We start from the raw sequence: 13521 nt of genomic DNA, 5'->3' as shown, positions 1-13521 counted from the left end.
GTCAGTCCCCCAGCGGATGACGCTTCCGGTATACCTCGTACATGAGCAAGGCCGCCGCCACTGAAGCATTTAGTGACGTAACGTGACCACTCATTGGCAGCTGAATGAGAAAATCACATTTTTCTTTGACGAGACGGCTTACACCGCGGCCTTCGCTGCCAATAACGAGACAAAGCGGCATCGTTCCATCAAAACGGCGGTAATCATCGGCCCCCGAGGCATCTGTTCCAGCAATCCAAACACCCCGCTCTTTTAATTCTTCTATCGTGCGGGCAAGATTTGTCACGCGCACAACCGGGACGTATTCAATTGCGCCCGTAGATGCTTTTGCAGCTGTTGCGGTTAAACTGACCGACCGGCGTTTCGGAATAATAATACCGTGCGCACCCACAGCATCAGCTGTCCGCATAATCGAACCGAGATTATGCGGATCTTCCAGTTCATCCAGCAGAAGAAAAAATGGCAGTTCGCCGCTTTCTTCCGCTTTTACAAACAAGTCATCCAATTCTGCGTATTGATACGCCGCCACTGAAGCTGCAACCCCTTGATGATTTTCCGGCACCATTTGCTCAATTTTCCGCTTTGGCACAACTTGTACCGGAATGCCCAGCTCTTTTGCTTTCGTTAAAATTTGCTGAATCGACCCTTTTTGCGCACCTTCCTGCACCCATAGCTTATTAATATCTCGACCGGCACGCAGCGCTTCCATGACGGGGTTCCGGCCCCCGATCCATTCCTGTTCCTGTTCCTGTGTCATCCTTTGGTCCCTCCGTTCTCTAAGATGTCGTATATGATGATTTCCATTCGTTCAAGCTGACCGGTCAAAAACAAAAAACCGATGACCGCTTCAAACGCAGTGCTGTGATTGTATGTCAGTACATCGGTGTTTTTAGGAATATGACCTGATTTTGCATTACGGCCGCGTTTTGCCACCGTTACTTCTTCTTCGGTTAAAAAATTATTTTCGCGCAAGCGGTGAAGCTGAGCTGCCTGCGCTTTCGCTGATACGAATTTTGTCGAAGCCCGATGCAGGTCATTCGGTTTTACCCGGCCTGATTCCAGCAAAAATTTGCGTATATATACTTCGTATACAGCATCTCCCATATACGCAAGTGCCAGCCCATTCAGCTGTCTTGCGTCTTTTAACGGTTCTGCTAATTGTTTCATCATCCGCGTCTCCACCGAATTCCCTGCGCCGTATCTTCAAGGATAATATTTAAGTCTTTCAGCTGATCGCGAATGCTGTCTGCGCGGGCAAAATCTCGATTTTTACGTGCCTCGTTCCGCTGTTCAATCAATGCTTCAATTTCCTCATCAAGCAATTCTTCCTGCTGCACCTGCAAACCGAGCACAAAAAACATATCTTCAAATTTCGACAAAAAAGCATCAATAACGACAGCTGACGTATGCGATTGGAGCAAATACACATTGGCGTCTTTCGATAAATCGAACAGAACAGAAATGGCATTGGCCGTATTAAAGTCATCATCCATCTCCTGCAAAAAGCGGGTATGATGTGCCGCTGTTTTTTGAAGCCACTGATCGTCATATTCTGTTAAATTGGTGCTTGATTCTTTCCGGTGCTTCAAGTTTTTATAGGCAATTTTCAGCCGGTCAAGCGACGCAGCCGCACTGTCGAGTAATTCTTTGTTGTAATTAACCGGATTGCGATAGTGAACAGAAAGCATGAAGAAACGAAGCACCTGCGGGTCGATTTCTTTAATAATGTCATGCACAAGGACAAAGTTGCCGAGTGATTTCGACATTTTTTCGTTGTCGATGTTAATGTATCCATTATGCAGCCAGTAACGGGCGAATGGCTTGCCTGTCAGTGCTTCTGATTGGGCGATTTCATTTTCATGATGCGGGAATGTGAGATCCTGGCCGCCGGCATGAATATCGATAGAGTCACCAAGATATTTGCGTGCCATCGCGGAGCATTCAATGTGCCAGCCCGGGCGTCCTTTCCCCCATGGGCTGTTCCATGAAATCTCTCCTTCTTTTGCCGCTTTCCATAAAACAAAATCGAGCGCATCATCTTTCTTTTCTCCGGCGCCAATGCGGGCGCCAACTTTCAATTCGTCAACCGATTGGTGGGACAGCTTTCCGTAGCCGTTAAATTTACGCGTCCGGTAATAAACATCCCCGCCGGACTCATATGCGAATCCTTTGTTGACCAGTTCTGAAATAAAATCAACGATCAGCTCAATATTTTCTGTCACGCGCGGATGTACGTCCGCTTTTTGGCAGCCGAGCGCATGCGTGTCTTCAAAATACGCATTGATGAATCGTTCTGCAACAGTTGGAACTTCTTCTCCAAGTTCATTTGCTGCCCGGATCAGCTTGTCATCGACATCCGTAAAATTCGATACGTACGTGACGTCATATCCCCGGTATTGAAGGTGGCGGCGTACCGTATCAAACACGATCGCCGGCCGCGCATTGCCGATATGAATGTAATTGTAAACGGTTGGACCACACACATACATTTTTACTTTTCCCTTTTCAATTGGGACAAATTCTTCTTTACTGCGCGTCAGCGTATTGTACAATTTAACGGACATTTGTGTGTTCCCCTCTCTTGATTTCTTCTTTTAATCGAACAATTTCTGCTTCCAGGCTTTTCAAGCGGTCGGCCACCGGATCGGGCATGTTGCTGTGGTTCAAGTCTTTCACGGTTGGCTCCACCTTTTTTCCATTTTGTACGACGATTCTTCCCGGAATGCCAACGACCGTTGAATTCGGCGGGACATCTTTTAGAACAACTGATCCGGCGCCAATCCGAGCACATTCTCCAACGGTAATTGAACCAAGTACTTTAGCACCCGTTGCAATTAATGCCCCGTCAAGAACAGTCGGGTGGCGTTTCCCTTTTTCTTTACCAGTTCCGCCAAGCGTGACCCCTTGATACAGCGTCACATTATCACCGATCTCACATGTTTCACCAATAACGACACCCATGCCATGGTCAATAAAAAGACCGCGGCCAATCCGGGCGCCGGGATGAATTTCGATGCCCGTAAAAAAGCGGCTGATCTGTGAAATGACCCGGGCAATAAAATAAAATTTCCGTTTGTAAAATCCGTGCGCAAGCCGGTGCGACCAAATAGCGTGGAGGCCTGAATACGTTAAAATCACTTCCAGGTAGCTTCTCGCTGCCGGATCCTGCTCAAAAATTGTATCAATATCTTGCTTTAACACCTTAAACATTGCCTTGCCACTCCTCTCAAACCCTTTTTTAGACATATAAAAAAACGCCTCTGAAAGACAGAGACGTTTTGTACACGCGGTTCCACTCTGTTTGAAAAACGGCAGCGCCATTTTCCCAACTCCAAATTGATAACGGGATGTACCCGCTGCCGCTTACTTTTGTTCAGCCGCAGACTCAGAGGGGCACTTCTGCGGACAGAGAGGCCTGAATCGCTTGCAGCCGTGGCGGTTCTCTCTGAAAGGCATCTGCCCGCTTACTTTTCCTCTTCAACGTTTTTTGTATATATACTCTATTATATACCGAACAGCCGTTTAATCAAGAACGGCATTTAGTCTTTGCAGTACTTTTTCCCGGCCCAGCAGTTCGATCGCTTTTGGAAGATCCGGTCCATGCGTTTGCCCGGTGACCGCAGCTCGAATCGGCATAAATAGTTTTTTCCCTTTATGACCAGTCTCTTTTTGCACGTCCTTCATTGCTTTCTTCACACCGTCTGCTTCAAACGGTTCAAGAACAGCCGCTTTGTCTGCAAAAGACCGAAGCACTTCCGGTACTTCCTCTTCTGCCAGAACATCTTTCGCTTCGCCTTCATAAGAAACATCTTCTTTAAAGAACAGCGTAGACAATTCGACAATTTCCGCACCATAGCTCATTTTTTCCTGGTATAGCGTAATTAAGTTTGTTACCCATTCTTCCTGCTCAGGAGAAAGGATTTCTTCAATCAAGCCTGCTTTTAAAAGGTGCGGGCGGGCAAGCTCAACGACGCGTTCTACCGACTGCTCTTTCATGTACTGATTGTTCATCCAAAGAAGCTTTTGTTTATCAAAGAATGCCGGCGATTTTGATAGGCGGTCCGCGTCAAACTGTTCGATAAACTGCTCTTTCGTGTAAATTTCCTCTTCTTCTTTCGGCGACCAGCCGAGCAGCGTAATGAAATTCAAGAGTGCTTCCGGTAAATAACCGAGTTCTTTATATTGTTCGATAAATTGAATAATCGACTCGTCACGCTTGCTTAATTTCTTCCGGCTTTCATTGACAATCAACGTCATATGGCCGAATACTGGCGGTTCAAAGCCAAGCGCTTTATAAATAAGCAACTGCTTTGGTGTATTGGAAATGTGATCATCACCGCGAAGAACATGTGTCATTTTCATTAAATAATCGTCCACCGCTACTGCGAAGTTATACGTCGGGATCCCATCCTGCTTTACAATGACAAAATCACCGCCGATGCCATCAGAGTCAAATGATACGTTCCCTTTGACCACATCGTTAAAGGAAATGGTTTCACTTGACGGAACGAGGAAACGGATGCTTGGACGACGTCCTTCCGCTTCTAATGCAGCTTGCTCTTCTTTCGTTAAATGACGACATTTTCCGGAGTAGCCGGCAATTTCGTTCCGTTCCTGCTGTGCCTCACGCTCTGCTTCAAGCTCTTCCGCTGTGCAGTAGCATTTATACGCTTTGCCTTCTTTTAAAAGCTGTTCGTAATATTTTTTATATAAATCGTTACGCTCCGATTGGCGGTATGGTCCATAATCGCCGCCAACATCCGGGCCTTCATCCCAATCAACACCAAGCCATTTTAAATAATCCAGCTGGCTTTTTTCGCCGCCTTCAATATTCCTCTTTTGATCCGTATCTTCAATACGGATAATGAATGTTCCCCCAAGATTGCGGGCATATAAATAATTAAAAAGCGCCGTCCGCGCGTTCCCGATATGTAAATGACCAGTCGGGCTCGGCGCGTAACGAACACGCACGTTATTTGTCATAGCTTTTTTCCTCCGATGCTTTTTTACCTTTGTTTTTTCACCAATAGGACAGTGGCCTGCGAAGCAATCCCTTCGCCCCGTCCCGGGAATCCAAGTTTTTCGGTCGTTGTTGCTTTTACATTCACTTGGTCTGTTTGTGCTTCAAGCAGCTCGGCAATCCGTTCCTGCATCGAGCCAATGTAAGGCGCCATTTTCGGCTTTTGGGCAATGATCGTACAGTCAATATTACCGAGCTCATAGCCTTTTTCTTTTACGAGCTTCCAGACATGCTCAAGCAGCTTTGCGGAATCCGCGTCTTTGAACGCTTCGTCTGTATCCGGAAAGTGACGGCCGATATCACCTTCGCCAATCGCGCCGAGACAGGCATCCGCTACAGTATGAAGGAGTACATCTGCATCCGAGTGGCCGAGCAATCCTTTTTCATGAGGAATCGTTACACCGCCAATAATAAGCGGCCGCCCTTCTGTCAGCTGGTGTACATCAAATCCTTGTCCAATTCGAAACATTTTATTCACACCTGACTTTCGTTTCTTTTCGCTATGATCGCCCGGGCAAAATATAAATCCTCCGGCGTCGTCAATTTAATATTGTCATAATTGCTTTCAACAATTTGTACAGGATAACCTGTCCTTTCAACAAGCGATGATTCGTCTGTTCCTAAAAATTCTTCTTCTTCCGCTTTTCGCTGTGCGGCAAGCAGAACTTCTTTTTGAAAAGCTTGCGGTGTCTGTACAGACCAGAGGCTCGCCCGGTCCACCGTCTTAGACACTGTGCCGCTTTCCGCTTTTTTAATCGTATCTTTCACCGGAACAGCCGCGATAGCGGCCCCGGTGTTTTGAGCACTGTCGACGAGCATGGTGATCGTTTCTTTTGTAATAAACGGCCTTGCCCCATCATGAACGAGGACGATGTCTGATTCCGGCGGGAGCGCTTTTAAGCCGCTGTAGACACTGTGCTGACGCTCCTTGCCGCCATCAGCGAATGCGTATACTTTTGTAATCCGGTGCGCAGTCAAAAGCTGCTTAAATTCCGGCCGTTCATCCGGATGAACGGACAACACGATTCCTTTGCAGGAAGTGTCCATTTCAAACACAGCGAGCGTATGAATAATAAGCGGCCGTCCTTCAAGCTCAAGCAGCACTTTGTTCATGCCTGCTTTCATGCGCTTTCCTTTTCCAGCTGCCGGGATCACGACATAATAGTCCATTCGTTTAAACCTTTCCTTTCTCATCATGCATGCTTCGGTTTGGCAAAAATCATTCGCCCGGCAGATGTCTGCAGAACACTTGTAACAATTACGTCAATTTGTTTGCCGATAAAATCACGGCCGTCTTCTACGACGATCATCGTTCCATCATCAAGATACGCAATGCCCTGACGCTGCTCTTTTCCATCTTTAATGACCAGTACGTGCATTTCTTCTCCCGGAATCACGACCGGTTTTACCGCGTTCGCAAGGTCGTTTATATTGAGCACCTGCACTTTTTGAAATTCACACACTTTGTTTAAATTAAAATCATTCGTCACGACGATGCCGCCAATATCTTTTGCCAGCTTCACAAGCTTTGAATCCACTTCATGAACGTCTTCGTAATCTTTTTCCGTCATTTCCACATCAATCGGGACGTCTTTTTGCATGCGGTTTAAAATATCAAGGCCGCGGCGTCCTTTCGTTCTCTTCAGTGTATCAGAAGAATCAGCGATATGCTGTAATTCTTCTAGAACAAATTGCGGGATGATAATCGTTCCATCTAAAAAGCCTGTCTCACAAATATCAGCAATCCGTCCGTCAATAATGACGCTTGTATCCAAGATTTTAAACGACTTGGCTGGCAGCGCAGGCAATACTTCTTCTGTCTGAACTTCTTTCCGCTTTGATGCTTTGCTGGATGAAAAAAGAGACGTCAGCTCATCCCGGCGCTTAAACCCGAATTGAAAGCCCAGATATCCAAGGCCAATGGTCAGCAGAATGGGAACGACTGTATTGACAATTGGCAGCTGGAGCTGTGAGAGCGGGATGCCAACCAGCATAGCTACAAGAAGGCCGATCAACAAACCAAGGCCGCCTGTGACGATATCCGTCAGCGGCGCATTTACAATCCGATCTTCAATCCACTTAATAAACTCCACGATGTAGTCTACTGCCCAAAAGGTAAGCAAGTAGAAAAGGAGTACCCCTAAAAGCGCTGTTACATATGGGTTATTAATAAATGGATAATCAAAATGAAGATAAAGGAATAAGTCCGAAAGAAGAAATACGCCAAGCGTACCGCCTAAAATAATGAACCCACCTTGTACAAGACGCTTCAACATGTTTGTTTCACCTCCCTATTCTTTTTATTATAAACACGTTTCGAGTCTCGCGCTATTAATACGAGACTCGAATACGTTTTGTTTCAGTTTCTATTTGCCAAACACAGTTTTTAGCGCTTCATTCACCGTTGAAACACCAATGATTTCTATGCCTGCGGGTGCTATCCAGCCGCCGATATTATTGGCTGGGACAATAATGCGGGTAAACCCAAGTTTTGCTGCTTCATTCACGCGCTGCTCAATCCGTGAAACGCGCCGCACTTCACCAGTCAGGCCAACTTCACCGATTAAACAGTCGGACGCACCCGTCGGCTCATCACGAAAACTGGAGGCAATACTTACCGCCACAGCTAAGTCAATCGCTGGTTCATCAAGTTTTACACCGCCTGCCACCTTTAAATAAGCATCTTGATTTTGCAGAAGAAGACCCACCCGCTTTTCAAGCACCGCCATAATAAGCGTCACCCGGTTATGATCAATGCCCGTTGCCATCCGCCGCGGATTGCCGAATACGGTTGGCGAAATGAGCGCTTGTATTTCCACGAGCACTGGCCGTGTTCCTTCCATGGAGGCTACAACTGTTGAACCAGATGTGCCCTTCGTCCGTTCTTCTAAAAAAATTTCGGATGGATTCGCTACTTCTTCAAGACCGGCTTCTTTCATTTCAAAAATACCCATTTCATTTGTCGAGCCGAACCGGTTTTTCACCGCCCGCAAAATACGATACGTATGATGGCGCTCCCCTTCAAAATAAAGGACTGTGTCGACCATATGCTCCAACAGACGAGGTCCGGCAATAGCTCCCTCTTTGGTAACGTGCCCGACAATGAAAATGGCAATGTTATTCATTTTCGCGATGCGCATTAATTCGGCCGTACATTCACGCACTTGCGATACACTCCCCGGTGCAGACGTTACTTCCGGATGATGGACGGTTTGAATCGAATCAATGATAACAAATTCCGGCTTCATGTTCTCAATCGCTGAATGAATAAGCTGTAAGTTTGTTTCCGCATAAATGTATAAACTCTTATCATTAATATCCATACGGGACGCCCGCATTTTTGTTTGCTTTACCGACTCCTCACCGGATATATACAACACGTTGCTTCCTTTTGAGGAAAGCTGAGAAGAAACTTGCAAAAGAAGAGTGGATTTTCCAATACCTGGATCACCGCCAATTAAAACAAGTGAGCCGGGTACAACACCGCCGCCCAGTACTCGGTTTAATTCTTTTAAGTCCGTTTCCACCCGCGGCTCCTGGGACGTTTCTACGTCAATCAGCCGGGATGGCTTGGACATGACGGTGTCTGAATGCATAAAGGTCCGCTTCGGCTTCCCCGTGATTTCTGTTTCTTCGACCATTTGATTCCACTCACCGCAGCCTGGGCATTTCCCCATCCATTTAGGTGATTCATATCCACAAGACCCACAGACAAATTTCGTTTTTGCTTTAGCCAAATTCCTGCTCCTTTCCATAAAAAACAGCGGGTCCATAATAGACCCGCTGAACCATTTGTCTTACATTACGAAGCTGAGCCAGCTGCTGTGCGAACGATAAATTCACCTTTCTCATCTATATCAACGACAACTTGCTGCCCGGTTAACACATTGCCCTTTAGCAATTCTTCTGATAACCGGTCTTCTACTTGCTTTTGAAGCGCCCGGCGAAGTGGACGTGCACCGTATTCCGGATCGTACCCCTCATCCGCAATCTTTTCTTTCGCTTTATTTGTCAGCTCGACATTGATGTCTTGCTCTTTCAAGCGTGACGTCAGTTGATCTGCCATAAGCGTAACGATTTCTTTTAAATGTTTCTTTTCAAGCGCATGGAACACAATAATTTCATCGATACGGTTCAGGAATTCTGGGCGGAATGCGCGTTTCAATTCCTCCATCACTTTTCCTTTCATATCTTTATGATCCTGCGTTGCGTCTTGAATATTAAAGCCAACATATTTATTTTTTTGCAGCGATTGCGCGCCAACATTTGATGTCATAATGAGCACCGTATTGCGGAAATCAACGGTCCGGCCTTTGGAATCTGTTAAGCGGCCGTCTTCAAGCACTTGAAGCAAAATGTTGAATACATCCGGGTGTGCTTTTTCAATCTCATCAAGCAGCACCACTGAATAAGGCTTGCGGCGGATTTTCTCCGTCAGCTGACCGCCTTCTTCGTATCCTACATAACCCGGAGGCGAGCCGACTAAACGTGACGTTGAATGTTTCTCCATATACTCAGACATATCAATACGGATCATCGCATCTTCATCGCCAAACATTGATTCAGCGAGCGCTTTAGCGAGTTCCGTTTTCCCGACGCCTGTAGGTCCAAGGAAAATAAAGGAACCAATTGGACGTTTTGGATCTTTGAGTCCGGCACGTGCGCGGCGGACTGCCTTTGAAATGGACGTGACCGCTTCTTCTTGGCCAATTAGACGGGAATGAAGAATTTCTTCCAAGTTTAGCAAGCGGTCGGTTTCCGTTTGTGCAAGCTTCGACACCGGAATTCCGGTCCAGCTTGAGACTACCATCGCGATATCTTCCATCGTCACTTCACTGTTTTCTGTGCCTTGTTTTTCTTTCCAGCTATTTTTTGTTTGCTCAAGTTCTTCACGAAGTTTTTGCTCTGAATCACGCAACGACGCTGCTTTTTCAAATTCCTGGCTTTGAACCGCAGAATCTTTTTCATTCTTTAATGCTTCAAGCTTCACTTCCAGCTCTTTTAAGTTCGGCGGTGTTGTAAACGAGCGAAGACGGACTTTTGAGCCAGCTTCATCAATTAAATCGATCGCTTTATCCGGCAGAAACCGGTCAGAAATATAACGGTCAGACATTTTAACAGCTGCTTCAATCGCTTCGTCTAAAATCGCTACACGGTGATGCGCCTCGTAGCGGTCACGCAGCCCTTTTAAAATTTGAATAGATTCGTCAAGCGTTGGTTCATCCACTTGAATCGGCTGGAACCGGCGCTCCAGCGCGGCATCTTTTTCAATGTATTTCCGATACTCATCGAGCGTTGTTGCCCCGATGCATTGAAGCTCCCCGCGTGCAAGCGATGGTTTTAAAATATTTGACGCATCAATTGCGCCTTCTGCTCCACCAGCACCAATCAATGTGTGCAGTTCATCAATGAACAAAATAATGTTGCCTGCCTGGCGAATTTCATCCATTACTTTTTTAAGACGGTCTTCAAATTCACCGCGATATTTCGTTCCCGCTACAACTGTTCCCATATCAAGTGTCATCACTCGTTTGTTGCGAAGTGTTTCCGGTACTTCATTGTTAATAATCTGTTGGGCCAGACCTTCAGCAATCGCTGTTTTACCGACCCCCGGCTCACCGATTAAAACAGGATTGTTTTTTGTGCGGCGGCTTAATACTTCAATGACACGCTGAATTTCTTTGCTGCGTCCAATGACCGGATCAAGGCTTCCCTCACGAGCAATGACCGTTAAATCACGGGCAAGACCATCCAGTGTCGGTGTGCTGACATTCGAAGCCTGACCTCCTTGGCTTCCGCCAGATTCACTGCTTCCAAGCAGCTGCAGCACTTGCTGGCGCGCTTTGTTCAAACTGACACCGAGATTGCCAAGTACCCGCGCCGCCACACCTTCGCCTTCACGAATAAGACCAAGCAAGATGTGCTCTGTACCTACATAAGAGTGACCTAATTTCCGCGCTTCATCCATTGAAAGCTCGATGACTTTTTTCGCACGCGGTGTATAATGAACGGTTTTAGAAGCACCGTCGCCTTTTCCAATCAGTTCTTCTACTTCTTCCTGGATCTTTTCTGCGCTAAGACCTAAACCATACAGTGCTTTGGCGGCGATTCCTTCGCCTTCACGAACGAGGCCGAGTAAGATGTGCTCTGTTCCAATGTTATTATGGCCGAGACGAATTGCTTCTTCCTGCGCCAGTGCCAATACCTTTTGTGCTCTCTCTGTAAAACGTCCAAACATCATATCCATTTCCCCCTTATCTCAATTCGTTTCTTCCAATTCAAGCCGTTCACGAATTAACGCTGCCCGGCGAATATCCCGATCTTCCGCCTTAAGTGGCCCTCCTGCATACTGCTGCAAAAAGCCCGGCTGTGTTAAAAACATTAACTCATTTAAAATGCTTTTTGATATATGAGTAATATACCCCAAATCAATCCCTAATCTAACATTTGACAAACATTGAAATGCTTCACTTGTTTCGATAACACGGCTGTTGGACAAAATTCCATACGACCGAAAAATACGGTCTTCCAGCTGAGTAGGGGACGTCTGCATTAATGCATCACGAGCAGATTGCTCACGAGACATTAACTCATGGACGATACTATCAAGATCATTAATAATATCTTCTTCAGATTTGCCAAGTGTCAGCTGGTTTGAAATTTGAAAGATGTTCCCTAAAGCTTCGCTGCCTTCCCCATAAATCCCTCTAACAACAAGTCCCAATTGGCTAATTGCCGGGATAATCCGGTTCATCTGACGCGTCAGCACTAAACCGGGTAAGTGGATCATCACCGATGCGCGAAGCCCTGTCCCAACGTTTGTCGGGCACGCCGTTAAATAACCTTTTTTTTCATCAAATGCATATTGTACTTGTTGTTCAATCACATCGTCGATCCGATTTGCCTTATCCAGCGTCTCATGTAACTGCAAACCTGAAGCCATACACTGAATACGCAAGTGGTCTTCTTCATTCACCATAATACTCACGTCTTCTTGTTCCGAAATAAGCGCTGCACCGTAAAAAGATGTTTCCGCTAAAAAGGGGCTTATTAAATGCTTTTCCACAAGGACTCTTTTTTGAAGCGAAGATAAATCTTCCATTTTTAAAAGCTCAAGAGATAATTTATCAGCAGCAGCTTCAACCATTTGCGTCACGACTGCTTTCGCTTCTTCTACCGGCAAGATTGTTGGAAACATAACGTTATTTAAATTACGAGCCAGCCTCACACGAGTACTGAGCACGACATCCGAATCAGGACCCGTCCCGCTCATCCATGCACTCGTTTGTTGATTTATAAACCGCTCAAGAGACATTACTGAACGCCTCCTTCATCCAGCTGTTTCTTTTCTAGAGCACGAATTTGATCGCGAACATTTGCCGCTTGTTCAAAATGTTCGCTTGTCACCATTTCCTGAAGCTTTTCACGTAATTCCTGCAGCTCTTTTTGTAAATGAAGAGCGCCGCCCATACGTGCCGGAATCTTTCCTTGATGGACAGTATTGCCACCATGGAGACGTTTTAAAATAGATGCCAGCTTTGAATCAAATGATTTGTAACATTGAGCACAGCCAAACTTGCCACTTTGCAAAAACTGCTGAAATGTCATATGACATTTTTCGCAATGCGTTTCTTGTTCCTGAAATGGAGGGTTTGTAGCAAAATGAGGCTCAGGGTTAAATAATCCACCTAGTAAGTTGTTCAAAGAAAAAGCTGGATGCCCACTAAATAAGTGCTCTCCTTTTTCATGTGCACAATGTTCGCACAAGTAAACTTCCGTCATTTTTCCATTCACCGTTTTGGTGAAATGAAGGGCCGCCGGCCGCTCATGGCATTCTTGACATATCAACTTGCTCACCTGCTTTACACATATTTAAGTGATACTAAAAACGACTTCATCATTCTCGCCCTCAAGTCATCCCGTTCAGGCAATTCAGTATTGAGCACAGAACGTTCCATTACTCCTACCATTAACTTCGCTTCACGAGTAGAAATTACCTCTTCTTCAAGAAGGCGATAAACAAAATTTTCCGCGCTGGCTTGTGAAAGCCTTGTGCCTACAAGTGCCAGCAACTGATCGAGTAAGTCACTTTGTTCATGGACCGTCACTTTAATAATCCGGATGTAGCCACCGCCGCCCCTTTTGCTTTCAACTACATATCCACGTTCAATAGTAAAGCGGGTATTAATGACATAATTGATTTGAGAAGGGACACATTGAAATTTATCAGCGATTTCGCTTCTTTTAATTTCCACGATTTCGCTTCCATTAAGTGCGAGTACTTGTTTCAAATACTGTTCAATAATATCAGAAACGTTTCTCATTGGTTTCCCCACCTTGACCTTGACTATATTTGACGATAATTATAAAGGAAAGTATGTATTCATTGCAATGATTTTGCTTTTAAACACAAAAAAGACAACTTGAATATTCAAGTTGTCCTGTCGTGCCAGGCGGCGTCCTGCTCTCACAGGGGGAAACCCCCAACTACCATCGGCGCT

At 45.8% G+C, this 13521-nt stretch carries 13 protein-coding genes and 1 other annotated feature; all 13 genes read right to left on the bottom strand.

What is annotated here, in order from left to right:
• Window position 1 precedes the first annotated feature (1 nt).
• Window positions 2–757 (bottom strand): 23S rRNA (guanosine(2251)-2'-O)-methyltransferase RlmB, encoded by a 756-nt coding sequence (gene rlmB / locus NLX67_RS18945; protein WP_046180707.1) that lies wholly within the window; start codon window positions 755–757, stop codon window positions 2–4.
• Window positions 754–1167: a Mini-ribonuclease 3 gene (locus tag NLX67_RS18940; protein WP_281175935.1), complete on the bottom strand. Its 414-nt coding sequence runs from the start codon at window positions 1165–1167 to the stop codon at window positions 754–756. The genes rlmB and NLX67_RS18940 overlap by 4 nt, the downstream gene beginning before the upstream one ends.
• The gene (cysS, locus tag NLX67_RS18935; protein ID WP_046180709.1) at window positions 1167–2564 is read right to left on the bottom strand and encodes a cysteine--tRNA ligase; all 1398 of its coding nucleotides are present in this window, start codon (window positions 2562–2564) and stop codon (window positions 1167–1169) included. The genes NLX67_RS18940 and cysS overlap by 1 nt, the downstream gene beginning before the upstream one ends.
• Entirely contained in the window at window positions 2554–3246 is a 693-nt protein-coding gene (gene cysE / locus NLX67_RS18930; RefSeq protein WP_256519998.1) for a serine O-acetyltransferase, read from the bottom strand. The genes cysS and cysE overlap by 11 nt, the downstream gene beginning before the upstream one ends.
• Before the next feature lie 20 nt (window positions 3247–3266).
• Window positions 3267–3490 (bottom strand) — a binding site (T-box leader).
• A gap of 32 nt (window positions 3491–3522) precedes the next feature.
• Complete coding sequence (gltX, locus tag NLX67_RS18925; RefSeq protein WP_254313000.1) at window positions 3523–4983, bottom strand: glutamate--tRNA ligase; 1461 nt, start codon at window positions 4981–4983, stop codon at window positions 3523–3525.
• Window positions 4984–5006: 23 nt separating this feature from the next.
• Window positions 5007–5489 carry a 2-C-methyl-D-erythritol 2,4-cyclodiphosphate synthase gene (gene ispF, locus NLX67_RS18920; RefSeq protein WP_254312999.1) on the bottom strand — a complete coding sequence of 161 codons (483 nt, stop codon included), beginning with the start codon at window positions 5487–5489 and terminating at the stop codon, window positions 5007–5009.
• A 5-nt stretch (window positions 5490–5494) separates the two neighbouring features.
• A complete protein-coding gene (gene ispD, locus NLX67_RS18915) occupies window positions 5495–6190 on the bottom strand; it encodes a 2-C-methyl-D-erythritol 4-phosphate cytidylyltransferase (protein ID WP_254312998.1) in 696 nt (231 codons plus the stop codon).
• A 23-nt stretch (window positions 6191–6213) separates the two neighbouring features.
• Window positions 6214–7296: a PIN/TRAM domain-containing protein gene (locus tag NLX67_RS18910; protein ID WP_254312997.1), complete on the bottom strand. Its 1083-nt coding sequence runs from the start codon at window positions 7294–7296 to the stop codon at window positions 6214–6216.
• A gap of 90 nt (window positions 7297–7386) precedes the next feature.
• On the bottom strand, window positions 7387–8757 hold the full coding sequence (gene radA / locus NLX67_RS18905) for a DNA repair protein RadA (protein WP_046180719.1): 1371 nt from the start codon (window positions 8755–8757) through the stop codon (window positions 7387–7389).
• Window positions 8758–8822: 65 nt separating this feature from the next.
• Window positions 8823–11261, bottom strand: coding sequence for an ATP-dependent protease ATP-binding subunit ClpC (gene clpC, locus NLX67_RS18900; protein ID WP_254312995.1), 2439 nt, complete (start codon window positions 11259–11261; stop codon window positions 8823–8825).
• Window positions 11262–11279: 18 nt separating this feature from the next.
• A complete protein-coding gene (mcsB, locus tag NLX67_RS18895; protein ID WP_046180716.1) occupies window positions 11280–12335 on the bottom strand; it encodes a protein-arginine kinase McsB in 1056 nt (351 codons plus the stop codon).
• A complete protein-coding gene (gene mcsA / locus NLX67_RS18890) occupies window positions 12335–12877 on the bottom strand; it encodes a protein-arginine kinase activator protein McsA (RefSeq protein WP_309143155.1) in 543 nt (180 codons plus the stop codon). The genes mcsB and mcsA overlap by 1 nt, the downstream gene beginning before the upstream one ends.
• Before the next feature lie 5 nt (window positions 12878–12882).
• Window positions 12883–13344, bottom strand: coding sequence for a CtsR family transcriptional regulator (locus tag NLX67_RS18885; RefSeq protein ID WP_254312993.1), 462 nt, complete (start codon window positions 13342–13344; stop codon window positions 12883–12885).
• Between the last annotated feature and the right edge of the window lie 177 nt (window positions 13345–13521).

The sequence above is a fragment of the Domibacillus sp. A3M-37 genome, assembly GCF_024213455.1.
In the GTDB taxonomy this organism is placed as follows: domain Bacteria; phylum Bacillota; class Bacilli; order Bacillales; family Domibacillaceae; genus Domibacillus; species Domibacillus tundrae.
Note: the sequence above shows the minus strand (reverse complement) of the source record. Positions and strands in the feature narration are given on the sequence as shown.